30 protein-coding genes and 2 riboswitches are annotated in these 22584 nt (G+C 41.3%); of the genes, 21 read left to right on the forward strand and 9 right to left on the reverse strand.

Annotated elements, in window-relative coordinates:
- Window positions 1-5 precede the first annotated feature (5 nt).
- The 9 genes from IHV10_RS09080 (at window position 6) to IHV10_RS09120 (ending at window position 7825) form a co-directional block, all read left to right on the forward strand.
- Window positions 6-299 (forward strand): YhdT family protein, encoded by a 294-nt coding sequence (locus IHV10_RS09080; protein ID WP_197128399.1) that lies wholly within the window; start codon window positions 6-8, stop codon window positions 297-299.
- Window positions 296-1735 (forward strand): sodium/pantothenate symporter, encoded by a 1440-nt coding sequence (gene panF / locus IHV10_RS09085; RefSeq protein WP_197128401.1) that lies wholly within the window; start codon window positions 296-298, stop codon window positions 1733-1735. The genes IHV10_RS09080 and panF overlap by 4 nt, the downstream gene beginning before the upstream one ends.
- Window positions 1736-1902: 167 nt before the next feature.
- Window positions 1903-1985: riboswitch (cyclic di-GMP riboswitch) on the forward strand.
- A gap of 34 nt (window positions 1986-2019) precedes the next feature.
- Complete coding sequence (locus IHV10_RS09090; protein WP_197128403.1) at window positions 2020-2511, forward strand: hypothetical protein; 492 nt, start codon at window positions 2020-2022, stop codon at window positions 2509-2511.
- A gap of 92 nt (window positions 2512-2603) precedes the next feature.
- Window positions 2604-3338 (forward strand): YdcF family protein, encoded by a 735-nt coding sequence (locus IHV10_RS09095; RefSeq protein ID WP_197128405.1) that lies wholly within the window; start codon window positions 2604-2606, stop codon window positions 3336-3338.
- A 15-nt stretch (window positions 3339-3353) separates the two neighbouring features.
- A complete protein-coding gene (locus tag IHV10_RS09100; protein ID WP_197128407.1) occupies window positions 3354-3530 on the forward strand; it encodes a hypothetical protein in 177 nt (58 codons plus the stop codon).
- A gap of 138 nt (window positions 3531-3668) precedes the next feature.
- A complete protein-coding gene (locus IHV10_RS09105; protein WP_197128409.1) occupies window positions 3669-4001 on the forward strand; it encodes a PadR family transcriptional regulator in 333 nt (110 codons plus the stop codon).
- Complete coding sequence (locus tag IHV10_RS09110) at window positions 3998-4768, forward strand: HAAS domain-containing protein (RefSeq protein ID WP_197128411.1); 771 nt, start codon at window positions 3998-4000, stop codon at window positions 4766-4768. Before IHV10_RS09105 ends, IHV10_RS09110 begins: the two co-directional genes overlap by 4 nt.
- Before the next feature lie 175 nt (window positions 4769-4943).
- A complete protein-coding gene (locus IHV10_RS09115; protein ID WP_197128413.1) occupies window positions 4944-5828 on the forward strand; it encodes an ATP-binding protein in 885 nt (294 codons plus the stop codon).
- A gap of 65 nt (window positions 5829-5893) precedes the next feature.
- A complete protein-coding gene (locus IHV10_RS09120) occupies window positions 5894-7825 on the forward strand; it encodes a vWA domain-containing protein (protein WP_197128415.1) in 1932 nt (643 codons plus the stop codon).
- Between the two features lie 253 nt (window positions 7826-8078).
- Here IHV10_RS09120 and IHV10_RS09125 read toward each other — a convergent pair whose 3' ends face one another.
- Window positions 8079-8270: a hypothetical protein gene (locus IHV10_RS09125; RefSeq protein WP_197128417.1), complete on the reverse strand. Its 192-nt coding sequence runs from the start codon at window positions 8268-8270 to the stop codon at window positions 8079-8081.
- A 177-nt stretch (window positions 8271-8447) separates the two neighbouring features.
- On the opposite strand from IHV10_RS09125, the gene IHV10_RS09130 reads away from it, so the two are divergent.
- Window positions 8448-8738, forward strand: a complete 291-nt coding sequence (locus IHV10_RS09130; protein WP_197128419.1) for a hypothetical protein — start codon at window positions 8448-8450, stop codon at window positions 8736-8738.
- Window positions 8739-8768: 30 nt separating this feature from the next.
- Here IHV10_RS09130 and IHV10_RS09135 read toward each other — a convergent pair whose 3' ends face one another.
- The 3 genes from IHV10_RS09135 to IHV10_RS09145 form a co-directional block, all read right to left on the reverse strand.
- Window positions 8769-9437, reverse strand: a complete 669-nt coding sequence (locus tag IHV10_RS09135) for a sulfite oxidase-like oxidoreductase (RefSeq protein WP_197128421.1) — start codon at window positions 9435-9437, stop codon at window positions 8769-8771.
- A 103-nt stretch (window positions 9438-9540) separates the two neighbouring features.
- Window positions 9541-9648, reverse strand: a riboswitch (SAM riboswitch).
- 64 nt (window positions 9649-9712) lie between these two features.
- Window positions 9713-9928 carry a hypothetical protein gene (locus tag IHV10_RS09140; RefSeq protein ID WP_137791030.1) on the reverse strand — a complete coding sequence of 72 codons (216 nt, stop codon included), beginning with the start codon at window positions 9926-9928 and terminating at the stop codon, window positions 9713-9715.
- A 191-nt stretch (window positions 9929-10119) separates the two neighbouring features.
- Window positions 10120-11298 (reverse strand): S8 family peptidase, encoded by a 1179-nt coding sequence (locus IHV10_RS09145; RefSeq protein WP_197128423.1) that lies wholly within the window; start codon window positions 11296-11298, stop codon window positions 10120-10122.
- Window positions 11299-11633: 335 nt separating this feature from the next.
- Between IHV10_RS09145 and IHV10_RS09150 the strand changes: the two genes are divergently transcribed.
- Window positions 11634-11813, forward strand: a complete 180-nt coding sequence (locus IHV10_RS09150) for a hypothetical protein (RefSeq protein WP_197128425.1) — start codon at window positions 11634-11636, stop codon at window positions 11811-11813.
- Between the two features lie 48 nt (window positions 11814-11861).
- Window positions 11862-12077 (forward strand): carboxymuconolactone decarboxylase family protein, encoded by a 216-nt coding sequence (locus IHV10_RS09155; protein ID WP_197128427.1) that lies wholly within the window; start codon window positions 11862-11864, stop codon window positions 12075-12077.
- Window positions 12078-12126: 49 nt separating this feature from the next.
- Here the strand turns inward: IHV10_RS09155 and IHV10_RS09160 are convergent, their stop codons facing one another.
- Entirely contained in the window at window positions 12127-12498 is a 372-nt protein-coding gene (locus IHV10_RS09160) for a VOC family protein (RefSeq protein ID WP_197128429.1), read from the reverse strand.
- Between the two features lie 127 nt (window positions 12499-12625).
- Between IHV10_RS09160 and IHV10_RS09165 the strand changes: the two genes are divergently transcribed.
- A complete protein-coding gene (locus IHV10_RS09165) occupies window positions 12626-13123 on the forward strand; it encodes a DUF1648 domain-containing protein (RefSeq protein WP_197128431.1) in 498 nt (165 codons plus the stop codon).
- A gap of 276 nt (window positions 13124-13399) precedes the next feature.
- Here the strand turns inward: IHV10_RS09165 and IHV10_RS09170 are convergent, their stop codons facing one another.
- Entirely contained in the window at window positions 13400-13540 is a 141-nt protein-coding gene (locus tag IHV10_RS09170) for a YpzI family protein (RefSeq protein ID WP_082861516.1), read from the reverse strand.
- Between the two features lie 164 nt (window positions 13541-13704).
- Here IHV10_RS09170 and IHV10_RS09175 point away from each other — a divergent pair, with 164 nt between their 5' ends.
- Window positions 13705-14319: a hypothetical protein gene (locus IHV10_RS09175; RefSeq protein ID WP_197128433.1), complete on the forward strand. Its 615-nt coding sequence runs from the start codon at window positions 13705-13707 to the stop codon at window positions 14317-14319.
- 131 nt (window positions 14320-14450) lie between these two features.
- On the opposite strand, the gene IHV10_RS09180 is transcribed toward IHV10_RS09175, so the two are convergent.
- Entirely contained in the window at window positions 14451-14630 is a 180-nt protein-coding gene (locus IHV10_RS09180) for a DUF2187 domain-containing protein (RefSeq protein ID WP_066398675.1), read from the reverse strand.
- A gap of 188 nt (window positions 14631-14818) precedes the next feature.
- On the opposite strand from IHV10_RS09180, the gene IHV10_RS09185 reads away from it, so the two are divergent.
- From IHV10_RS09185 to IHV10_RS09205, 5 genes are read left to right on the forward strand one after another with little or no spacing between them, the layout of a single operon-like run.
- Window positions 14819-15391 carry a biotin transporter BioY gene (locus IHV10_RS09185; RefSeq protein ID WP_197128435.1) on the forward strand — a complete coding sequence of 191 codons (573 nt, stop codon included), beginning with the start codon at window positions 14819-14821 and terminating at the stop codon, window positions 15389-15391.
- A gap of 42 nt (window positions 15392-15433) precedes the next feature.
- On the forward strand, window positions 15434-16912 hold the full coding sequence (locus tag IHV10_RS09190) for an AMP-binding protein (protein ID WP_197128437.1): 1479 nt from the start codon (window positions 15434-15436) through the stop codon (window positions 16910-16912).
- Window positions 16909-18015 (forward strand): acetyl-CoA C-acyltransferase, encoded by a 1107-nt coding sequence (locus tag IHV10_RS09195; RefSeq protein ID WP_197128439.1) that lies wholly within the window; start codon window positions 16909-16911, stop codon window positions 18013-18015. The genes IHV10_RS09190 and IHV10_RS09195 overlap by 4 nt, the downstream gene beginning before the upstream one ends.
- Complete coding sequence (locus IHV10_RS09200) at window positions 18012-18389, forward strand: MaoC family dehydratase (RefSeq protein WP_197128441.1); 378 nt, start codon at window positions 18012-18014, stop codon at window positions 18387-18389. Before IHV10_RS09195 ends, IHV10_RS09200 begins: the two co-directional genes overlap by 4 nt.
- A 2-nt stretch (window positions 18390-18391) precedes the next feature.
- A complete protein-coding gene (locus tag IHV10_RS09205; RefSeq protein WP_231619520.1) occupies window positions 18392-18793 on the forward strand; it encodes a MaoC family dehydratase in 402 nt (133 codons plus the stop codon).
- A 110-nt stretch (window positions 18794-18903) separates the two neighbouring features.
- Here IHV10_RS09205 and IHV10_RS09210 read toward each other — a convergent pair whose 3' ends face one another.
- On the reverse strand, window positions 18904-19119 hold the full coding sequence (locus IHV10_RS09210; RefSeq protein ID WP_066398672.1) for a DUF2922 domain-containing protein: 216 nt from the start codon (window positions 19117-19119) through the stop codon (window positions 18904-18906).
- 41 nt (window positions 19120-19160) lie between these two features.
- Window positions 19161-19379, reverse strand: coding sequence for a DUF1659 domain-containing protein (locus IHV10_RS09215; protein WP_137791022.1), 219 nt, complete (start codon window positions 19377-19379; stop codon window positions 19161-19163).
- Between the two features lie 714 nt (window positions 19380-20093).
- Between IHV10_RS09215 and IHV10_RS09220 the strand changes: the two genes are divergently transcribed.
- Both IHV10_RS09220 and IHV10_RS09225 read left to right on the forward strand, forming a co-directional pair.
- Complete coding sequence (locus IHV10_RS09220; protein WP_197128445.1) at window positions 20094-20594, forward strand: sigma-70 family RNA polymerase sigma factor; 501 nt, start codon at window positions 20094-20096, stop codon at window positions 20592-20594.
- Window positions 20595-20789: 195 nt separating this feature from the next.
- Complete coding sequence (locus tag IHV10_RS09225) at window positions 20790-22415, forward strand: DUF6583 family protein (RefSeq protein WP_197128447.1); 1626 nt, start codon at window positions 20790-20792, stop codon at window positions 22413-22415.
- Window positions 22416-22584: the final 169 nt, after the last annotated feature.

Raw genomic sequence — 22584 nt, forward strand, 5'->3', positions numbered from 1 at the left:
AGGATATGAAAAAGGGAACAGACTGGCGGTATCGTGTATCGAATAGAGAAGCCATCATGGGTACAGTGCTTGCCATTTTGAACTTTATTTGGTGGTATGCGTTTGCATACGGTCTAGGCGGACGTCCTATTAAAGAATACACATACATACTTGGCTTTCCATCATGGTTTTTTTATAGCTGTATCGTAGGATTTGTTGTTTTTACAATTTTAGTTTGGATTATGGTGAAGTTCTTCTTTAAAGAGGTTCCGTTTGAACTTGATGAAACGAACGAGAATGAGGAGGGAGATGTCCGATGAATTGGGATGTGATTCTTCCTTTAGTAATCTTTTTGATCTCAGTGTTCTTTGTAGGGATTTATACATCTCGGCACATTAGAAACGGATCGTCATTTTTACAAGATTACTTCTTAGCAGGCAGAGAACTTGGTGGATTTGTTCTTGCGATGACGATGGTAGCGACATACGGAAGTGCGTCGAGTTTTATCGGTGGACCTGGTGCAGCCTATCAATTAGGACTTGGTTGGGTGCTACTTGCTATGGCGCAGCTTGTGACAGGATACTTCACCCTTGCTGTGCTTGGTAAAAAGTTTGCTATCGTTGCACGAAAGATTAACGCAGTTACACTGATAGATTTTCTAAAAGCACGATATGAAAGCAAGTGGGTCGTTATTTTATCTGCAATAAGCATTGTGGTCTTCCTATTTTCTGCAATGGCCGCTCAATGGGTAGGCGGGGGACGGTTGATCGAATCGTTTACCGGAGTTTCCTATACGACAGCGCTTTTCATCTTCTCTGGCTCTGTCCTCGTGTATGTGATTGCCGGCGGCTTTCGTGCGGTTGTAATCACAGATGCAATACAAGGTGTCGTCATGGTAATCGGAACCGTCATCATATTGGCCGGTACGATTATCGCAGGTGGGGGTATCGAGAACATCATGAGCGAGTTGCGAGCGGAGAACCCGAATCTTATTTCGCCTTATGGTTCTGATCAATCGCTTACTCCTCTCTATGTATCATCGTTTTGGATCTTGGTTGGTGTTGGAGTCGTAGGATTGCCGCAAATATCGGTGAGAGCGATGAGCTACAGAAATGCAAAAGCGATGCATCGGGCGATGATCATCGGAACGTTTGTTGTGGGGTTCATCATGCTAGGTATGCATCTAGCTGGTGTATTCGGAAGAGTCGTGCTACCGGGAATTGAAGTGCCGGATAAAGTGATGCCGCTTTTAGCACTCGAAGTATTGCCAGGGTGGTTAGCCGGTATCGTGTTGGCAGCGCCTTTAGCTGCAGTCATGTCAACGGTGGACTCAGTGCTCTTACTCGTAAGTTCTGCAATTATTAAGGACGTGTATATTAATTACATCAAACCAGATGCTGAAGAGCAATTTGTAAAAAAATTGAGCTTTGGGATAACAGCGGTTGTTGGACTGAGCGTATTCGCAATGGCGATTAACCCGCCTGACTTGTTGATCTGGCTGAATCTGTTTGCCTTCGGAGGACTAGAAGCTGCCTTCATATGGCCAATCGTATTGGGGTTATATTGGAAAAGAGGAAATGCGAACGGAGCGATTGCCTCTCTGATCGTAGGGGTAGGATCCTATATGTTCCTACATCTTAACTATCCAAATCTTTGGGGCATGCACACAGTAGTGCTGCCAATCGTACTTTCCTTGATTGCCTACATTGTGGGAAGTTTCACAAAGGGGGTCAGACCCCAGACAAATACATTCTAGAAGACAATGTCCACACTCGGTGGACATTGTCTTCTTTCATTTCTCACCTTCAGCACCATCTTCTTTTCTACAATAAAATACTAAAAAAACAATTTATAGTAATATCTTACTAAATACCCATTTACAGAGAATGTGGCTGGTGGTAATTTTATATCAGAATATAATTAGATAAGTGTGGAGCTGTGAAGGTTATTCTGTATGTGGGCGCTTGGAATAACTGAAGCTAGTAGCGCAACCGACCGCTTTCTTTATTTGTTCTCTAGATAAAGGAAGGGGTATTTATTATGGAAATTTCACGCAAAGAAAAATTCAGTACGAAGAAAAAGACAACTAAGAAATGGCCGAAGATAGTTTTAGCGACTACGATTGCACTTGGTGTAGGTACTACATCTGCGTATGCAGCAAATCCAAATCTTGCAAACGACTTATATAATAAGATTATGGAATATACATACCAATCTGAGATCGAGAGTGAGTTAAACAAAGAGAAGAATGACTTGCTTAAGAATGTGAATGTAGCGATAAAAGGAATTGTTGCGGATGCCAAGAAGGATTTGGATTCTAACAAAGAAAAGATCATTCAAGACAAGAAAAAAGAACTAGAAACGCATTATAAACAAGAACTCGCAGAAATAACGAAAAGAAAGAACGAAGCAGTAAATAAAAAGACCGAGAACATGAGCACGGATGCGACACGTTCTTCCGAGCAAAAGAAAGCGGACATTTCTTCAGCCATTCAAAAAGAAATTCAAGAGTCTGATATAAATAAAAAATAATAACTTATTAAAAGAGCGGAATCTTCATTCTCCGCTCTTTTCCTTTTTCTGATATCCTAGAATATAGAAAATCTATGAACGGAGACAACACTATGAAAAAACTATTTCTAACACTTGGGATCCTCTTTGCTGTATACGCAACGGCCATGCTGCTTCAAACGACCAACATGGATATGGGTCTTGCGGTTTTCTTCTTGTTAGGTGCATTTTTCTTCATCCTTTTCTTCCGTTACAACACAGCTATGAAACTATTTAAAACGTACAAAAAAACGACGCTGACCGTCCTAATTACAACCATTCTATTTGCAGCAACGCTAGAAACTCTTATTCTTACATCTGCCAACACTGATCCTGAGAAGGTTTCCTCCAAGATAGATTCGATCCTCGTACTTGGTGGCGGAACGAAGAACAATCGACCAGGTGCTGTCCTAAAAGGTCGGCTAGATCAAGCTCTCGCGTACGCAAAGGAACATCCAAATGTTATCTTCATCGTAAGCGGTGGTCTTGGATTTGGTAAAACGACGAGCGAAGGATCTATCATGAAAAATTATCTCGTTGAGAATGGAATTGAAGCGGACACCATTCAGATTGAGGAAAAAGCTACGAGTACATACGAAAACTTATTATATACAAAGGAAATGATACAACCGAGCGACCAACTGCTTATAGTAACGAGTGACTTCCATCTTTTCCGAACAAAGATGATCGCAAAGCGTGTTGGCATTGAGGCAGAGGGACTAGGCTCACCGTTGAGAATTTCTTCTGTCCCACAAGCTCACGTTAGAGAGTATATGGCGATCATAAAAAGTTATTTTACTGACAGATAGAGGAGGGTGGCTTCCATGAACAAAAATAAGTATCATTGCTGCGCGACTTGTATAAATTTTAAACCTGAAAAAGCGAATCAAGGGATGCGCTATCACTGCGTGCGTTTAGGGTATGAGACGAAACCAGACTATCAGTTCAATTGTTGGGAGCCCAAACCTCACGTGGTGGAGCTCATGAATAAGAAAAAATAATTTTTGGAACAAATTAACACAAATGCCTTGCATTACAAGTTAGTGCCGCATATACTAATGGTATATCTTGTTATGCAAGACATTCTTTTTTTTATCTATAACTCTTGTAATACAAGATAGTGAAATGAGGTGTAGCACATGTCGAACACTCAAATGTTAAAAGGAATTCTCGACGGCTGCCTTTTAGCCATCATCAATGAAGGAGAAGTTTATGGCTATGAGTTAGCTGAAAAGCTTGAGACATACGGATTTCAACAGACGAGTGAGGGAACGATCTATCCACTATTAATACGAATGCAAAAAGAAGAACTTGTTACGACGACGCTAAAAAAATCAACGGCGGGGCCAAGGCGGAAGTATTATTCACTTACCTCAAAGGGCGAGGAAGAACTTCAAGCATTTATTAAAAGATGGAATCAACTTAGTCATTCGGTCGATCAAATTTTACAAAAGAGAGGAAGCGGAAAATGAATGCGTCCAAACATACGTTAACAGCTGAAAGTCAGGATTTTTTAGATAACCTAAGCCTTTACTTGTTTTCGAGTGGAAAAAAAGAGGAAGAGGTGAAAGAGATCGTAGAAGAGTTGGAAGATCACCTGATCGAAGCAGAAAAGCGCGGAAAATCAGTATCTCACATCATCGGCCATTCACCAAAAGCTTATATGGAGCAGCTTTCAGAAGAAATGTCTTTTGATTTCAAATGGCTCTCTTACTTGCCGATCATCGTTCTCGGTGTTTTCGCCTATGTTTTGCTTGGTGATTCGATAAGAGGAGGCGTGCAGTATACATTGCTTCAAGTGGTTGGTTATCCAGCGGTTTGTATCATACTCGTGCTTTTCTATTTAAGAATGTTCAAGTTCTTAGCGAGCACTAAGCTTTCTAAAACAAAGACCATCATCACCACATTGACCTTAGGAATCTTACCGATTTTGTTCTTTTTAGGTCTTATGTTTGCAAACGATGCCTATAAGACTCCGGTCGTCATCAAGCTTGGAGCAACAGGAAACATTATCGCCGCACTCCTTGCTATCTCCATCTTTATTGGAATCGCTTTATGGAGCAAAACCTGGTTTACAATCGTCATTCCAACCATGCTTTTTCTACCTGAATTTCTAATCAGTCTGACCTCATTCGAAAAAGAAACGAAAGCCATTTTAACAATAAGTGCGCTGTTTGTAACACTTATTATCTATAACGTGTATACGTTTAAAAAAGCGAAAAAAGAGAACCGAATCTAAATGGTCGGTTCTTTCTTCTGAGTAAAATGTGGTTGCTAAACAACGTACTTGCACTGAAAAAGCTTACAATGTTACATTGTGTAAGGCTTTACACAGCAAATAAGTGGAAATACTGTTGATAGATGAAGTGATCTAGAATAATGGTAAGATCACTGATACAGAAAGGAAATTTGATATGAATCTCCAACTTCCGATTGAAATAAAAGAAAAACTGCAGCAAGATGCAGCAAAACGACTAGAAAATCTACCAAATGAATATAAAGAATTAATTGGGGAGCAGGGATATACAGCGCCTGATGCAGCATTGATTGAGGATGCCGTGATCGCGCTTGCTCTCGGAAAAAATGTATTGTTGAAAGGACCGACGGGGTCAGGTAAAACAAAGCTTGCAGAGCTTCTTTCAAACGTGTTCGGTCAACCTCTGCACCAAGTCAACGCCTCTGTCGATCTTGATGCTGAAGCGCTTCTTGGTCATAAGACGTTAAGCTATAGCGAGGGTAAACAGGAGATCGAGTTCATTCCTGGGCCAGTCACAAGAGCGGCAGCGAACGGGCATTTTCTCTATATAGATGAGATCAATATCGCAAAACCAGAAACGCTACCGATCCTAAACGGAATGCTCGATTATCGACGTACGATTGCTAACCCTTTCACAGGTGAAGTGGTAAAAGCGCAGCCTGGTTTCAATGTTATCGCAGCGATTAACGAAGGATATATCGGAACAGTTCCGTTGAACGAAGCGTTGAAAAACCGTTTTGTCGTGATCGAAGTGCCTTACATTCAAGGTGATACGTTAAAAGAAATGCTTAAGAACCAATCTCAGCAAAAAGACGAAGAGGTACTATCCAAGTTTGTTCAGTTGTCGTCAGATTTGATCGGGCAAGCAAAAGCAGGTCATCTGTCTGAAGATGCAGCATCTATCCGTGCGTTGCTAGATGCAGCCGATCTCTCTGTTTATTTGCCGGCGAAGCGTGCCATTCAGCGCGCGATCGCAGACAAGCTCGAAGATGCGCGCGAACGCGCCCTCGTTGCAAACGTAGCCGCAACCCTGTTCGCGTAAGCTGGGAAATGGGGTCAGACCCCATACAATTTATTTCCCACGACGATTTTGGAGGTTTTCCCTAGATGAAATTCCTAGTATTTGCGGATACGAAAATCGATTCTTTTGTTCACATGCAACTGATTGATCTTTCCCGCTCACTCTCAAAAGTGGATAAAATGGACGTTTCGTTCTCGTATCACTCGTACCTTGAACGAAACAGCGGCGTCACACACGTCAGCCAGTTCTGGAACCCATACCCGCGCGAAATTCAGCTTGAAGGCTGGAAATCGGATGTTTATTTGCGCAGCTATGGTACTCAGTTTCACACGGACGACCATGTGATCTGGGATACCTTGAAGCAATTGAAATCTCATCCGCACCGTGAATTTCTCAAGCAAGTCCTTCTTTTTGCAGAAGATTATCGATTAGAACAGATCTGCGTGAAGAACCGACCGGGGATGAAGCATGCTTTCAAGCTCCGAAAAGAAACGTTTCAGGTTCATTACAACCGTGAGTACCGAAAGCATATTCAGCAAAAGCGTACACTTGATGCGCTTTTTTGCCATATCATTCTTTTAGCGAACAAACGATTTGTGGCCGTGCCAGAGGAGACGCAGGAACTCTATCAAGAACTGCGATCTCATTTAACAAAACTTACAACGGCAAAATCGACTGAAGAAATAGCGGCTATCATCAGCGAAATGGCTGCTATCACTCAAGAACATACAAACTTAAACGATATGAAAACCGCATACCGCAGTTTCAGCGATCAATCGCAGCAAGCGGATAAAACCAGTGAGACCGCTCAAAGCTTTGACGACCTTACACGCAACAACGAAACGAAAACGAAGAAAACGATCACCAAGGATGAAGATTCAGACAAGGATAAAGACGATAAAGAAAAAGAGTCTCATTCCTCTTGGCATGATGAAACATCTGACCCGCAGGATTCGTTTTTACAAATGGACCTTGATCAGGGAACAAACACAGATTTGTTAGGAGAAGGTGCGAGGGAAGCGGAGAGTGGTGACGCGGTGTTCGGATCGGTTCAAACGAGCGCTAAAAGTACAGACAACAACGACTTCGACACCCAAAATGAGCATGAAGCCGAAACAGACAACAACCAAAATGGTTCCGACTCTGCAAACCACTTCCCATACGGAGAGGTGAATAAAAACGTCACAGAGCATTTTGTGCCAGCAAAACCGGTAACACTCGACGAAATTGCTCAATACGACGAATATAACCAAGAGATCGCGCCATTCGTTTCGCAGCTGAAACAAAACTTTTTAAAAACGATGGAGCACAAACGAACAGCACCGAGAGAAGATTTGCACTTTGGAAGACTTGGAAAGAAGCTTACGAGACTCGTAACTGATAAGAATCCAAGGCTTTTCCGGAAAAAGCAGGAATCTCCACAAGAACTCGACACGACGTTCACGCTGCTCGTCGACTGTTCAGCGTCCATGTTCAACAAGATGGAAGAGACGCAAAAAGGAATCGTGCTTTTTCATGAAACGTTAAAAGCTCTTCGGATTCCGCATTCTGTAGTTGGGTTTTGGGAAGATGCAGCAGATGCTTCTACTAACGATCAGCCGAACTATTTTCATGAAGTGATCTCCTATCGTAACTCTCTGCATCAATCGGGAGCGCCGATCATACAGCTCGAACCACAAGAAGATAACCGTGACGGCTATTCGATCAGACGTATGGGAGAAGAGCTGGCAAAGCGTCCAGAGCAGCAAAAGATTCTGCTCGTTTTCTCAGACGGTGAACCAGCGGCTTTCGATTATGAATCGCATGGCGTACTCGATACACATGAAGCGGTCACTCGTACACGAAAGCTTGGGATCGAAACGATCGGTATGTTCATCGCAAACGGAGAGATTACAGAGGAAGAAGAGAAGTTGATGCAGAACATCTATGGCCCGCAAAATGTAGTTGTGCCAAGTGCTTCAGAGCTTGTCGACTATCTGATGCCTGTTCTGCGTAAACTGTTATTTAAATCTTTATAAAACCTGTTTGAACAACCTTTGTAGCTTTGAAAGAGGTTAATTTCCGTTCCGGGTGGCTTCGCTTTCCGCGGGGCGGGCGGTGAGCCTTCTAGCACTTCGCGCTTTTAGAAGTCTCACCTGTCCCACTCGTCCCGCAGGAGTCTCGCACCCTGCACTTCAATTAACTGGTCAAAGATGTTTCTTCGCAAAACAACAACTATAGAACGCCAAAACGCCTGGGGCAACAAACCCCGAGGCGTTTTTTATGTATGTATCAATATTCCAGCAGCTTCAGCCAAGCAAAGATTACTCCAACAAACCCCGTGTAGCTAAAGATCCTGACAGACCATTCTGGTAAGGCTGTTCGAAGTACGCTTGAAAATATGCCGACCACAATAATCGCGGCAAGTAAGATGTAAATGGAAATGATATCGAACGGAATACGAAAAGACAGCCATTGTTCCATCGCCAAACCTCCCTAGTAAGGATAATATCGGACAAAATGCCTATACATTAAGAACAATTCACGAAAAAAGCCGAATTTTTATGTGTTCGAAAATCGGGATATGAAGGATAACATCGGGCACCGCAAATAGGGCAAACGCATATAGTATTACTAATTCAGGTGTTAGGAGTGAATGATGTGAATCAACGTGTAGTAGACGTCATTTTAGCAGAAGCAGAAGAAGAATATTTATCAAATAATAAAGATGGTACCACGTTTGCTGCAGAACTCGCCTTACTCGCCTCAACGCTTGTGACCGCGGGGGATTTTCTAGCTACGTTCAGTGCAGCGATCGCTCTCAGACAAGTGTACATCGATCAAGCGCAGGATCTTAAAGACCAGCAAGAACAAGAAGCTCAGATGAAAGACATCCAAGATCAGATTACAGCGTTAAAAAATGAGATTAAAATGCTGAGGGGAAGAAAATAAACGTTCTTCCCCCTAATTTTTCATTTGGGATCAATCATACTCTTTCTTTTTCCACTCATCTTCAGGCATCTCAAATTCATCGCTCGAAAATCGTTCTTCTTTGAAGGGGTCACCGTACATATGAAAGCCGTTCTGCTCCCAAAAGCCTGGCTGATCCTCTTCTAAGAACTCGAACTTACGAATCCACTTTGCACTTTTCCAAAAATAAAGATGCGGAACGATGAGACGAAGCGGAAATCCATGCTTTTCCGTTAACGGCTTGCCGTCAAAAGAGTGCGCAAGAATGACATCGTCTCGCAACAAATCTTGGAGAGGAACATTCGTCGTATAATCGTAATCAGCGTGGACCATCACAAACTTTGCTTTTGGATCCACATCAAAGTGCTTTAAAAAGTCCGTAAATTTAACACCTTCAAACGCATTGTCGAACCGTGACCATCTCGTCACACAGTGAATATCTCGTACTACTGTCGTTTGAGGCATCTTCATGATGTCTTCAAAACTAAATTCGACACGTTTTCCTACGAGTCCTTCTACAGATAACGACCATTTTTTCATATCGTAAACAGGAACGTCCCCCTCATGAAGAATAGGGAACTTTTTTGTTTCAACCTGCCCAGGAGGCAAGCGGTTTCCTAGTTTTTCATCGACTTGTGGGACACGCATCTTTTTAATGCGATCCGCTTTGTTAAGGTCCATAAATGAACATCCTTTCTTTAATACGATTGATTCCATTTGAGGTAGCAAAAACAAAAAACGCCCTCTTTTATAAAAAAAGAGGACGAATGGTTGTGTTCACATCCTCTTATCTTTCAGTCTGTAAAACTGTTAGATGTAGCACCGTGCCTAACAAAATAGGTGGTTGCCGGGCTTCATAGGGCTAATTCCCTCCGCCTGCTCGAAATAAGAGACCGATTAATCGGCTGAAAAACGATATGTAAGTTACAACTATTATACATTCAGGACATGAAAAATCAACTTGAAATGAGATCAGCCACAAAAGACATCTCGCGAGAAATGCCTAGATACAGAACGACCACTCCAAAAAGTGCAGTGCTGATCAAGAAAAAGTAGACGATTTTTTCTTCGGCTTCCTTTTCACTCTGCCTTTTTTCTGATTCAGTCGACTCACTCTTGCCAGAGCCTTGAGACGTTTTTTTCTTTTGCTTACCTTTACCAAGACCAAACATAGCTGAAATCCTCCGCTTCTTACAGATGTTTCTGTTAACAGTTTTTCATGAAAGAGGAGGTTTTAAACCGTACACGTTACATTTATAGAAGGAAATCGAAGTTGTTACCTATAAAAAAACGAAAATAAAAAACCTCCAGAAGTTATAAACACTAACTTCCAGAGGTTTGGGAACATTTTTATTTATATCAATTACTGCTGAACAGCCGCCGCTGCATTTACGCGTCCGTTTTGGAACTGGCTGCCTGTTCCGGATACAGGATCAGCTGTGTTTTCAAGCGCTGCACGGATTTGAGAAGCACTCTTACCTTGAGCCGCAAGAAGTCCTGCTACACCCGCAACAACTGGTGATGCCATAGACGTTCCTGAGAAACTCGCATACTGGTTATTTGGTGTTGTTGAGTAGATGTTAACACCTGGCGCTGCGATATCAACCCACGTACCGAAGTTTGAGAATGAAGCTTTACGGTCGTTTTGATCAGTAGCCGCAACTGCAATCGCGTTCGTATAATAAGCAGGGTAGCTAGGAGAAGATACACCCTCATTTCCTGCAGCAGCAATGACTACAGAACCTTTGCCCCACGCATAATCAACGGCAGATTGAAGCGTTTGTGTGCCGCCTGCTCCACCAAGACTTAGATTGATAACTTGCGCACCTTGATCAGCTGCGTAACGAATGCCTTGAGCGACGTCATCGAGTGATCCACTGCCGTTCGCATCAAGAACACGAACTGCTAGAATAGAAGCTTTTGGAGCAAGACCTGCGATTCCCACACCGTTATTTGTGTTCGCAGCCGCGATACCCGCAACGTGTGTACCGTGCTCGTTCTCATCCAATGGATCGTTATCGTCATCTACATAGTCGGCACCTTTAATGACTTTTCCAGCAAGGTCTGGGTGGTTATAGTCAACGCCTGTGTCAATTACTGCAATTTTTACAGAGGAAGAGCTCTGCGTAGTATCCCAAGCTTGCTCAGCTCCTACTTTTTGTGGCGCATATTGCTGACTTTGATAAGCAGGATCGTTTGGTACATAGCTTGCATGGAACGTTAAGTTAGGTTCCGCATACTCAACAGAGTCAAGATTTTCATAGTTCTTGATCGCATCTGCCACACTGCCGTCTACTTTCACGACTGTAAAGTCTTTTGTAACCTCAACTACTTTACCGCCAAGTTGTGAAACTTTGTTTTTAGTATTAGCTGCTGCTGAAACAGAATCTTTAAAATGAACAATAATTTCTTGTGAAGCAGCTTTCGTTGCAGCCGGTGTAAAGGAAGCTTTCGACACCTCCGAATTTGCAGCAGATGCTGGCAATGCTAATGAAACAAGTAGTGGTAATGTTGCGGCAGTCGCCACGAAACGCTTTAACATAAAAATCACTCCTCTGTTGTATTTACCAAGCAAGCTTGGCTCCGATGGTAAGGAATTCAACAATTTTCAACAAAACCCTTTAATACTATTCGAAAATAATGATTATTTACCAAAAGACTACAATCACAGAGAAGATATTACTACAAGAGCTTCTAGGTTCGCATGACCTATTTATTATCTTGAAATATAAAGTGGGTAGGTGATAAGTCTCAAATTCGACAGAAAGCGCATTCAGTCTCATCCCCTTAAACAGAAACATAGGACTACTTTGAAGAATGGTGTAAGGTAAAAGAGAAAGAAAAAAGAAATTTTTTATTTGAGGAGGAGGAATACAAATGGCACGTTTACCAGAAGTAGATGTGGAAGGAACACCCTTTAAGAAATCCCTTGCTAACGCACCAGGTATTCTAGATGCTTTTCAGCAGATGGAAAAAGCGCTGAACGACATACTAGAGCCTGAACTTATGGAGATGCTCCGCTTACGAGCGGCCTCAAACAATGGGTGCGACTACTGACAAAGCATGGACTACGGGACTCTGGATGAGTCCTCACGAAAAACAGCGATGAAGCAAGGAAACGCAGAACTATCAGAACGTGAAAGTCTAGCTCTCGAACTCGCTGATCACATCATGGCTTATCACGGACAACTGCCAGATGAATTATACAACCGACTCACGAAACATTTTTCAAAAGAAGAGATCATTGCGCTATTCTTCCAAATCGGAAGCAAAAACGGAGCCAACTGGTTTATTATCGCGATGGGAATACTAAACGATTAAAAAATAAAACGTCCAGATCACGCATGCGATCTGGACGTTATTTTATGTATTATCTATGCTGGTCGATCAGGATCAGGTTTCCATCTGGATCTTCAATCGTCAAACTCGCAGGACCCTCACTCGTTTCATCCGCTTCAGTCGCTAACGAAATCCCTTTTTCTTTCAGCTGTTTCTGAAGCTCTCGAATATCAGTGAAATTTTCAAGATTTTCCGCATTTTGGTTCCATCCAGGGTTGAAAGTCAAAATGTTTTGCTCAAACATACCTTGAAACAAGCCGATAACCGTATCCTCATTCTTCATGATCAACCAATTATGCTCGATGTTGCCACCTAAAGATTCAAATCCTAAGTTTTCATAAAAAGCTTTTGAACGGTGGATATCTTTTACACTTAAACTTACAGAAAAAGCACCAAGTTTCATAAGATCCTCCTTAAAATATCTGATAATTTAACTATAGATATCTTTCACCCCGATTACAATTCAATTCATGACGAAACTTTCCATCGAAAAAAAACGTATAGCATAGAAGGAGGAGGTTGAAAAGTATATGTATGAAGGCCGACCAAAACTTAAAATACAAAGAACATGGTTTGAAAACTTTTTAGATATCGCATCAATCACCTTATTGGTAATAGGAACAGTGAGCTTGATCTCAGAGTGGGCTGCTATTCCGGACACTGTGCCAACCCACTTTAATGCAGCCGGAGAACCAGATGGCTGGGGAAGTAAGAACAACCTATGGATTTTAATCGTGATGGGAGCGGTGACGTGGTTACTTCTTACCGTGTTAGAAAAATTTCCGCACATCTACAATTATTTTAATCTTACGGAAGAAAACGTAGAAAGACAGTATAAAAATGCGCGGATGATGATCAATGTAATGAAAAATGAAATCTTGATCTTTTTCGTCTATATGACTTGGGCCTGTGCAGAAGTCGCCAATGGAACAAGTGAAGGATTAAGTGTGTGGGTACTCCCCATTTTTATCATAGGAATCACAGGATCCATCGCTTTTTTCATCGTAAGATCAATTAAATGGAAGTAAAAAAGGGGACGAACTTCATTTGGAGAAGTAGAGTCCTCTTTTTTATGAAGTGTGTCTTTTCCTAGAGTACATACTAGCTATGTGTGCGCCGTATAAGGATAGTTATTTACCATAGTTCGGTAATGTGAATTAATTTCACGGATAAGCTCCATAATTTCACGGTAAATCATTTTAATTTTCACGGATAAATTTTTTTTATCGAATTTTCGACTCATACCAACTACTGAAATAATAATAAAGCAGCTCATACCTTTTGGTGAGCTGCTCCATTTTTGATTATTGATCTTGATGGTTGCGTGCACGCGCTTCATCTGGACCTTCCATCTTAGTAGCACCAGAATATTTCAAATCTTGGTCACGGTCAGATTCAACGCGACCAGATTCACGCAACTTCTTTTCCTGTCTGTCTTTTCCCATAGTGAAAACCCTCCAATCACATCAGATTTTCATTAGTATGAGGACTAACTGAAACTTTTATGTAAAAGCTGAAAATATCCTGAAACAGCCTACCCAAACGTTTAGCTTTTAGAGAAAAGGGAATCCCCTAACTACGAAAAAAATTAATCGAGGAGGACTTAAAAATGGTACAGAGTGTAAACACTACAAACGGATATGAAGACGGCATGTATCCTGAAGATGCTTACGGTACAGCGCAACGAGAGAGAGTGGCAGATCCGCAAAAAAGCAAGCTACTAACAGGAATCGTAATTGGCGGTATCGTTGGTGGGGCACTTGCCTTGATTGATTATAATACACGGTCAAAAGTAAAGAACACTGCGGTAGGGTTGAAGGATAGTTCCAGCAAAATGATTACGGAAGTTAAACAAAATCCAGGTGAAGTGAAAGATCAGATGATCAGCCAGTTCAAAACAGCTAGCACCACCTTAAAAGATGCGATCAACGACGCGCAAGCACTATACGAGCGTCTCAATAAAGACGTTTTTGGAAACATTAATACCTTAAAAGAGATCTCAAGTGATGTTTTATCGACAGCTAAAGAAACAAAAGGGGAGCTTGGCAGCATCGGTTCAAAATTAAAAGAAGCAGGATCCGAACTAGCTGATAACCCGATCGGAAATGACAAGCTGCACGATTATTCCACTGGATCAGCGCAAGAAACGACTTACACAAGAGAAAATGATTCAAACGTCGTTTCAGTAGGCGTGACTTCACAGAACAATCGTAAAAACTTGTAAAAAACAGCTCTCTGCGCAGTTTCGCTGCACAGAGAGCTGTTTTTGTATTGTTGAAAATCTCATTGAAAATGGATTGGAGCGAAAACAAACTGCTACACTCCATTTAAAAGTCGTTTATTTCTATATAAGATCTAGCTATTTATGATTTGTCTAATATCGTTCAAACGTACAACTTGCTTCGCATCTTCAAAATGCTCCGAATAGTTTTCTGTTACGGAAAAGTCCACAACAGCGGTGTTGGTCAACAATGAAGTAATTTCTCCTTTTAAGCCGTCGAATGTTTCAATAATATCACCGATTTTAAATTCCATGCCTTTTCCTCCAACGTAATTAATGTTTGTACTATTTTACCATAATTGTGACTAATTTTCCTTTTATTTTTAAAAACTTCTATTTGTTAAGTATTATAGCTGAATCAATTACGTATTGCTATTGAAGCGCTTTTAATGTTAACTTAAAATTAATATAAGTTGACATAACTATGATGAGGTGTTTTTTCATGAAAACAAAAGAGATGACGTATGTAGCTTTATTCGCAGCAATTATGATTGTATTAGGATTCCTGCCCCCAATCGTTTTGCCTTTTACACCAGTTCCCATTACAGCACAAACTCTTGGTGTAATGCTTGCAGGTGTGGTGCTTGGTGCCAGACTAGGCGGATTAAGTATGATTGTTTTCTTACTAGTAATTGCAGCTGGTGTTCCAGGATTAGCTGGTGGACGCGGTGGCGCAGGTGTTTTTGTAGGACCAAGTGCTGGTTATATACTTAGCTGGCCATTATCAGCTTTCTTAATCGGGTTATTGATCGAAAAAGCAAGACAGCCACTTCAAGTGTGGAAGGTCTTCATATACAATTTCGTCGCAGGAATCGTCTTTGTTTACCTTTGCGGTATTCCAGTTGTTGCATTTGTAATGGATATCAGTTTGGAGACAGCTGCCGTTTCAGGTTTAGCTTACTTACCAGGCGATTTGATAAAAGCTACTATCGCAGCCGCACTTGGTGTTAAAATAAGACAAAGATTATTTAAGAATCAGACTGCTCTTACTCAAAATCATACGATCAGCCATTAATAGATTGTCTTCGGACAGTCTTTTTCTATAGGGAGGACTTCTGTGCTTATTACCGATACCATTCAACAAAGTGCCCTTTTACATCCTGAGAATACAGCAATTCAAATGGGTGAAGATAAAATAACCTATCAAGAACTGGACTGTAATGTTAAAGAAATTGCTTCATATTTTCGTAAGCAGGCCTTCAAAGGAACCCAAGGAAAAGCAGCGCTATATGTGCCTAACGGAATCAATTTTCTACAATATTTCTTAGGAGCCATTTCTGCTGGCTGGATTTGTATTCCCCTTGATTTGAAATGGAAAGAACACGAGCTGGAAGAAAGGCTAAAACAATGTGAGCCTGATTTGGTTATTACTACAGAAAAATGGCAGAGCAAAATGAAATACGGAAAGGTCACCCTAATTTCTGCTATTGATGATGTAAGTCTTAGCCCAAGTGAAGAAATAAAAAGTACTGTTGCAGACGATTCATTGTTTTATATGGGGTTCACTTCAGGTTCAACGGGTGTTCCGAAATGTTTTGTACGCAACCATCGTTCTTGGGTTAAAAGCTTTGCATGCAGTAAAACAGACTTTGGCCTTACTGAGAGTGACGCAGTACTCGTACCTGGACCACTTGTTCATTCGTTATTTTTGTATGCAGCGATCAGTACGATTTATTTAGGTGGAAAGGTGAAACTGTTGCCCAAGTTTTCAGCTACCCAAACTTTAAAAGAGATCAAGTCAGACGAAGTTTCAGCTCTTTATGCTGTTCCTACTATGCTTGCTGCACTAACTAAAGAAATGGATTGTCAGAATGGCGATCCAAGACTAAAAAGAATAATATCTTCAGGGGCCAAATGGGAACCTGGACTTAAAAGGAAAATAAATAATCTGTTTCCTAAAACAGAGCTTTTCGAGTTTTATGGTGCATCTGAATTAAGCTTTGTAAGTTTTATTAATCACCGAACTGCCTTACAAAAGCCGTTATCGGTAGGACGCGCTTTTCATAATGTAGAACTGTCTGTTCGAAAAGATGGATACGAAGTAGAAAAAGGAGAAATAGGTACTCTTTTTGTAAAAAGTGAGATGCTGTTTTCACACTATATTAATAGGCCAGATGCGAATAAAGAAGTTTGGGACGACAAGGGATGGCTGACAGTAGGTGACTTGGCTAAGCTAGATGATGACGGAGATTTATTCATTATAGGACGCAGTAACAACATGATAATCTCTGGAGGGCAAAACGTTTATCCTGAAGAAATCGAAAGAGTATTGCACTCACTAGATGGAGTTGAGGAAGCTGTTGTTTTTGGGATGCCAGATTCGTATTGGGGAGAGAAGGTTTCAGCAGCAATCATCCAAAAAGAAGATGCTAACCTTACAGTTCGTGATATCCAACGTTTTTGTAGAGAGCATCTTTCAACATTCAAAGTACCTAAACACATAATTTTTACAAAAGAGTTTCCTTATACGTCGAGCGGAAAAATTGCAAGATCAAAGATAAAAGAGATTTATAGCAAAGGTGTACTCTGTTCATGAAAAAAGCTGTTATTATCGATGCCAAACGTACAGTGATCGGAAAGAAAGCGGGCTACTTTAAAGGTGTTGGAGCAGAAAAACTAGCGGCTGCTGTCATTCAAAAGATTTTAAAAGATAATAATGTTTCTCCTGATATTGTGTCAGATGTGATTTTAGGGAATACAGTTGGTCCTGGTGGGAATATTGCACGCTTATCTGCTTTAACAGCAGGTCTTCCAGTGACTGTTCCAGGTTTTACAGTTGATCGTCAATGCGGTTCTGGACTTGAAGCGATAAATCTCGCATGTCGGCTAGTGCAAACAGGTGCAGGAGACATATATTTAGCAGGTGGCACCGAATCCGTTAGTACATCAACGTTTCCACAACGAGCTCGCTTTTCTCCAGACTCTATAGGGGATCCTGACATGGGTGTGGGAGCTGAGAACGTGGCTGAAAAATACGGCATAACACGTGCAATACAGGATGAATATTCGCTTCTAAGCTATAAGAGAACGATAGATTCTAATGAACAAAATCGCTTTAATAATGAACTCGTTGCGTATAATGATGTGCCCTTAATGGATGAAGGAATCAAGCGACTTTCTGTGATCGAAAGACTGATGAAACGTGCAAAACCTTCATTTAAAGAAAATGGGACAGTTACTGCCGCAAATTCATGTGGTTTAAACGATGGTGCATCTATCGTACTCGTCATGAGTGAAGAAAAAGCGAAAGAGCTTAAGCTTGCACCAAAACTACTATTTATCGACGCTGTCACGGCAGGCGTTGATCCAAACGTGCCAGGAATCGGACCAGTTCCAGCTGTAAACACGCTTTTACAGAGGATGGACCTTTCTATAAGTGATATTGATGTATTTGAACTGAATGAGGCATTTGCATCCCAAGTCGTTGCTTCCGCTCAAGAACTTAACATATCGTGGGACAAGCTGAACAAAGGCGGTGGTGCAATTGCATTTGGACATCCTTATGGTGCCTCAGGAGCGGTTCTCGTGACTTCACTGCTAAGGGAGATGACCTCAGGTGACCGGTTTGGTATAGCCACGTTAGGTATCGGCGGTGGACTTGGGATTGCAACATTATTTGAAAGGTGTGAGCACCTATGAATTTTAAACAGTATGAAGGGACAGTGACGCAGTCGGTTGCCATAACGATAACAGAAGCGCTTGTTAAAGCTTACGTTGAGGTATCAGGTAATCGAAAAAGTGCTATAGATTACGTTCCTCCAGCTCTACCGATGATTTTTTATCAATATATCAACGTGCCATGGTTTCACGAACAATCGTTTATTCACAAAGACCAAGTGTTTCATTACGAACATCCTATCTCGATTGGAGATACAATTCAATGTACTGTTTACTTAATTTCCGTAGAGAAAAGACGTCAATTTCTTGTTTTGCATCAAGAGCTTATTGGTAAAAACGTGCACGAAAAAATGGTATTTTCGGCAAAATCGACTCTTTTAAAGGAGGCAGAGTGAAAATGGTTTCTCATGCCATAAAATTAGGCGATGCACTCGAGCCTTTACTAATAGAAGTAAATGAAGATTTGGTGAGGAAATATGGGGAAGTGTCTGGTGATTTAAATCCGATTCATTTTGATGATCGTGCTTCAAAAGAAAAAGGATTTTCGGCTAAAATCATACACGGTATGCTTTCGATGGCAATCGCATCCAATATCGTGGAACCTTATCTTGATAAAGGCTATTGGGTAAAAACATATGAGATGAAATTTAAAGCACCTGTTTTAGTAGGGGAAACGATCAGTATAAAAGGAACTATCGAATCTGTTGAAAAAGAGTCATTTACCATAGATATTACTGTTTCAAGCCCGACTTATCCACAGGTAGCGAAAAGTAGAATTATGCTACATGTGTATAAATAGCATTACTTATCCACATTATCAACAATATCCACAGTTCAAAAAAACCGTTTCCTAACCAATTGGTTAGAACACGGTTTTTTTACGGTCGCTGAAGTCACTTATTTTATGATTTATAGTTCAATCTCGCTCACTTCACGATCAACAATACGCGCACCTTTTTTGCTCGTATAGTTTCCGCCCGAAGAAGTAAAGATGTTTTGTGCGATTACCGTGTCCATCGCTGCATTTACTGCTGCAGGATCAACCGGTTCGATCGGAGCATCCAGACGGATGGTTACCGTTTTGTTCTCTTGGTTAAGAAACTGCAATTCAAGCACTTTGGCCATCGAAATCCCTCCTTTCTTCTATATTTTCCTCGCTACTACTCTTAAGAGTGGATCGCGAAGGAATCGTTTCGCTTAATCATTACAAGGGGATACACTTGAAGTCCTGATAATGCGTTTGCTACCGCATAAAGCTGGTCTGGTGTAGAAGAAGTCTTAACATGAGCGAAGTTCTTATACTTCACCACTGGCTTGTTGTCTGCATCCAAACCACCATCAAGCTCCAAACGCATTGCTGAATCAATCAAAGCTGCTGTTGCCATGTGCCTCACCTCCTTTCACATCATAAGTTCCAGAGGGAAGTGAAAAGGAGCCATGAGGCTAACAAAATTTTTGAAATTACTAGAGTGTTGTTCAGAACCTACTTTGGGTGGATGAAAATCATCGAAAGGGCAAGGTGAAGTATTCTTACTAAAAGAGGTGCTTACATTTTGTTTCTGCATCACTGATAAGTTGATTGGAGTGGAAGGTGCGTGCCTACCACTTGAGAAACTTCTATGTAAGGCATGCGACGAGGAAGCTTACATCGGAAGTATTTGCTTGTAGACACAGGAGCAAGGAACTTCCTTAGAGCGGTCAGGTGAGACCCTTAACGGCGCAAAGCGGCAAGGGGCTCACCGCCTACCCCGCGGAAAGCGAGCAACCTGAAACGGAAATCAACCTCCCTCAAAGCGACAAAGCCAAAAAAAATGGTTCTACCCACAGCACTTATCCACAATTTTTAGAATTTTACTCAAAATCAAAACCGAAATCTTTCAAAATCCAGCATTTCACACAAAAAATCTATTAATTTTCGTGATTCTGCACACACATTGTGGATAACTTTTCAAAAGTTAACAGGCAACTTTTGTCGTTTTGCATCGTTTACCATACAACTTTTCAAGAGTTGCACTTTGTTTTACAAAACTCCTCCAATCTATAGTGAAGATACCGCGGAATTCCCCGAATGTGCGCACATTCCAAAAGGAACGATTCCCATGAAACACAATCCGTTTGAAGAAGTTGCAGCCATGTTCGAACCACTCATCAAATCCCAGATCAAACGCTATCACCTCACGAACCAATTCGATCAATACTATCAAGCTGGTTTACTCGGACTCTGGAAAGCTTACGAAACGTACAACCCGGAAAAAGGGCAGTTCTCGTCATTTGCTTTTATCCATGTTCGCGGCCGAATTTTACAAGAGTTGCGAAACGAGCTGAAGAGGCAGGAGGCGGAGGTCACGCATGATCCTCATGAATCGTTAACGTTTCAACACCTTTCCCATCAAGACCACATTCCTTTTTTGGAAGATGAAACTTTAAATCTCTATCTGATGCACCTAACAGAAAATCAGCAACGGTGGGTTGTGCATCGAGTCTTTCATATGAACACAGAGGCAGAGATTGCAAAAACGTTTGGGGTCACGCTTTATGCGGTGAAGTCATGGAGAAAGGCTGCAATAAAAAAACTACGTACAGTTTTAAATACCCAATAAAATCAAACTTTCTTACTATGTGATTTGATGGATATAATTTTGGAATTAGGGTATAGTAGAAAACTGTGGGCGAAAAAATTCCTTTTTTACCCATAATAGCCAATAGAGATATAAGCTGCTATTTTTTTAGAATAACAGTGTAATAAGTTGGTAGGACAAAGCTTATATATTTATTAAGAGGGGGACAATTAAACGATGGAAACACAAGTTAATCAGAGTACTGGAAACAAGAAAAGACCGTTAATTATTGGGCTAGCTATTATTGCAGTGCTTGCAATCGGGGCAACTGCTTATGCGATGTTCGTTGATCTATCTCCGCGTGAATTGTATTTAAAATCCGAGATGAACACATTTAAAGCACTGAACGAATCATTTGAAGACAGCTTTGGAGATGCGCTAGCACTTTCTGAAAAGCAGATGGAAGAAGCGTATAAGTCTGAAGCGAGCGTTGGGGTAGATGTTGACCCGGCGATGTTTGGAGCAGGTGGAATGGAAGCGGCTTTGATCGGCTCTGTTCTTCAAAACAGCGAATTCAAAGTAACAACACAGCATGATCCAAAGAAAGAAGAAGGATCTGTTGGAATGGCTTTAAGAATGAATGATGCAGACTTAATGAATGCTGAGTTTTATCAAAACAACAAACAAACGGCTGTAAATGTACCTGCAGCTTACGATAAGAACGTTTACTTTGAAAACAGTCAGTTCGGTGACGTGATGCGTAAGTTTGATCCAGCGTACCAAGGTATGGAAAAGCTTGAAAACTTCTTTAAAGCAGTGGATGGCGATCTAAGTGAAGACGCTCGCGATGAAGCGTTTGAAGAGTTCGCAAAAGTGTATGCTGACAGCGTGAAAGATGAAAACGTAGAAATGAAAGACGATGTTGATTTTAAGGGTGAGAAGCTTCGCGAGTTAACGGTTTCTCTTTCTGAAAAAGAAACAAAGACAATGCTTGTAAACTTTGTTGAAAAGATTGAAAAAGACGATGAGATCCTAGATGCGATCGCTGAACAATCAGCATTGCAAGGCGGACTTCAAACAGGCATGATGGCACCAACGGGCAACATGAGTAAAGCAGATGCGAAGAAAGAAATTAAGACACTTCTTGCTGATGCGAAAAAAGCGATCAAAGATGACTTGCAAGTTCCAGGTGGAATGAAGCAAGTGGTTATCATCGATGGTGATGATAAAGTAGTAAGCCGTAACGTAACGATGAAGATTGGTGCGAACGGTGAAGAAGCGGTTCCGATGAACTACAAGTCTGAAAGCTGGACGAAGGGCGACGTAACGAACTCTTCTTGGGTTCTTAACGCAGGTCCTGAAAACGAAACATTGTTAGTTGATGTGAAGATGGAAAGCGAACCAAAAGGGAAAGACGGTAAGAAGCGCGACATTAAAGCGAAGTTCGAAATGACTGAAAACGGTACAACAGAAGGTATCGGTTTCCAAATTAAAGGTGAAGGCACAGATAAGAAGTCAAAATGGACGGCTAATCTTGTTCCTGCAGGCGATGCGCCAATGGAGCTTCCAGACATGACGCTTGAGATCGAGCACACGGGTGACCAAAACCTTGATAAAGACTTTGCAAACCACGATTACAAAGTAACACTAAAAGGTAACGACGCTACAATGGGCGATATTAACGTTGGATTGAACATCAAAACAAAAACAACGTTCGGCGATAAACTGAAATTCCCTGAGCTTTCAGAAGGAAAAGCAGTAAACGTTGCTGAGATGAGTGACGCTGAAATGATGACGATGATGTCAGAAATTCAACGCAACATCGAGCAATTTATCGGTGAAAACGCTCAAATGTTCCAATAGAATCATAATAAGAAGGACAGAGATAACTTAAAACAAAGTTGATCTTTGTCCTTTTTTTCTAACCATTAGGGTATTTAAAGCATGTGGGCTACGTCGGTTTTGTCGAGGATTGTATACTCGTGGATAAACGGCCGAAACTTTTGGATAAAGTGCTAAAACTTCTGGATAA

It is taken from the genome of Fictibacillus sp. 5RED26, from assembly GCF_015903895.1.
Taxonomy (GTDB): domain Bacteria; phylum Bacillota; class Bacilli; order Bacillales; family Fictibacillaceae; genus Fictibacillus; species Fictibacillus phosphorivorans.

Excerpts from the sequence above, each read along its gene's own strand:
- IHV10_RS09090 (WP_197128403.1), top strand. The coding sequence starts at position 2,020 with ATGGAAATTTCACGCAAAGAAAAATTCAGTACGAAGAAAAAGACAACT.
- IHV10_RS09225 (WP_197128447.1), top strand. The coding sequence starts at position 20,790 with ATGGAAACACAAGTTAATCAGAGTACTGGAAACAAGAAAAGACCGTTA.
- IHV10_RS09185 (WP_197128435.1), top strand. The coding sequence starts at position 14,819 with ATGAAAACAAAAGAGATGACGTATGTAGCTTTATTCGCAGCAATTATG.
- IHV10_RS09165 (WP_197128431.1), top strand. The coding sequence starts at position 12,626 with ATGTATGAAGGCCGACCAAAACTTAAAATACAAAGAACATGGTTTGAA.
- IHV10_RS09210 (WP_066398672.1), bottom strand. The coding sequence starts at position 19,119 with ATGGCCAAAGTGCTTGAATTGCAGTTTCTTAACCAAGAGAACAAAACG.
- IHV10_RS09220 (WP_197128445.1), top strand. The coding sequence starts at position 20,094 with ATGAAACACAATCCGTTTGAAGAAGTTGCAGCCATGTTCGAACCACTC.
- IHV10_RS09205 (WP_231619520.1), top strand. The coding sequence starts at position 18,392 with ATGGTTTCTCATGCCATAAAATTAGGCGATGCACTCGAGCCTTTACTA.
- IHV10_RS09120 (WP_197128415.1), top strand. The coding sequence starts at position 5,894 with ATGAAATTCCTAGTATTTGCGGATACGAAAATCGATTCTTTTGTTCAC.
- IHV10_RS09135 (WP_197128421.1), bottom strand. The coding sequence starts at position 9,437 with ATGGACCTTAACAAAGCGGATCGCATTAAAAAGATGCGTGTCCCACAA.
- IHV10_RS09155 (WP_197128427.1), top strand. The coding sequence starts at position 11,862 with ATGAAGCAAGGAAACGCAGAACTATCAGAACGTGAAAGTCTAGCTCTC.
- IHV10_RS09140 (WP_137791030.1), bottom strand. The coding sequence starts at position 9,928 with ATGTTTGGTCTTGGTAAAGGTAAGCAAAAGAAAAAAACGTCTCAAGGC.
- IHV10_RS09115 (WP_197128413.1), top strand. The coding sequence starts at position 4,944 with ATGAATCTCCAACTTCCGATTGAAATAAAAGAAAAACTGCAGCAAGAT.
- IHV10_RS09145 (WP_197128423.1), bottom strand. The coding sequence starts at position 11,298 with ATGTTAAAGCGTTTCGTGGCGACTGCCGCAACATTACCACTACTTGTT.
- IHV10_RS09160 (WP_197128429.1), bottom strand. The coding sequence starts at position 12,498 with ATGAAACTTGGTGCTTTTTCTGTAAGTTTAAGTGTAAAAGATATCCAC.
- IHV10_RS09110 (WP_197128411.1), top strand. The coding sequence starts at position 3,998 with ATGAATGCGTCCAAACATACGTTAACAGCTGAAAGTCAGGATTTTTTA.
- IHV10_RS09175 (WP_197128433.1), top strand. The coding sequence starts at position 13,705 with ATGGTACAGAGTGTAAACACTACAAACGGATATGAAGACGGCATGTAT.
- IHV10_RS09150 (WP_197128425.1), top strand. The coding sequence starts at position 11,634 with ATGGCACGTTTACCAGAAGTAGATGTGGAAGGAACACCCTTTAAGAAA.
- IHV10_RS09125 (WP_197128417.1), bottom strand. The coding sequence starts at position 8,270 with ATGGAACAATGGCTGTCTTTTCGTATTCCGTTCGATATCATTTCCATT.
- IHV10_RS09100 (WP_197128407.1), top strand. The coding sequence starts at position 3,354 with ATGAACAAAAATAAGTATCATTGCTGCGCGACTTGTATAAATTTTAAA.
- IHV10_RS09195 (WP_197128439.1), top strand. The coding sequence starts at position 16,909 with ATGAAAAAAGCTGTTATTATCGATGCCAAACGTACAGTGATCGGAAAG.
- IHV10_RS09215 (WP_137791022.1), bottom strand. The coding sequence starts at position 19,379 with ATGGCAACAGCAGCTTTGATTGATTCAGCAATGCGTTTGGAGCTTGAT.
- IHV10_RS09180 (WP_066398675.1), bottom strand. The coding sequence starts at position 14,630 with ATGGAATTTAAAATCGGTGATATTATTGAAACATTCGACGGCTTAAAA.
- IHV10_RS09095 (WP_197128405.1), top strand. The coding sequence starts at position 2,604 with ATGAAAAAACTATTTCTAACACTTGGGATCCTCTTTGCTGTATACGCA.
- IHV10_RS09080 (WP_197128399.1), top strand. The coding sequence starts at position 6 with ATGAAAAAGGGAACAGACTGGCGGTATCGTGTATCGAATAGAGAAGCC.
- IHV10_RS09105 (WP_197128409.1), top strand. The coding sequence starts at position 3,669 with ATGTCGAACACTCAAATGTTAAAAGGAATTCTCGACGGCTGCCTTTTA.
- IHV10_RS09170 (WP_082861516.1), bottom strand. The coding sequence starts at position 13,540 with ATGGGAAAAGACAGACAGGAAAAGAAGTTGCGTGAATCTGGTCGCGTT.
- panF (WP_197128401.1), top strand. The coding sequence starts at position 296 with ATGAATTGGGATGTGATTCTTCCTTTAGTAATCTTTTTGATCTCAGTG.
- IHV10_RS09200 (WP_197128441.1), top strand. The coding sequence starts at position 18,012 with ATGAATTTTAAACAGTATGAAGGGACAGTGACGCAGTCGGTTGCCATA.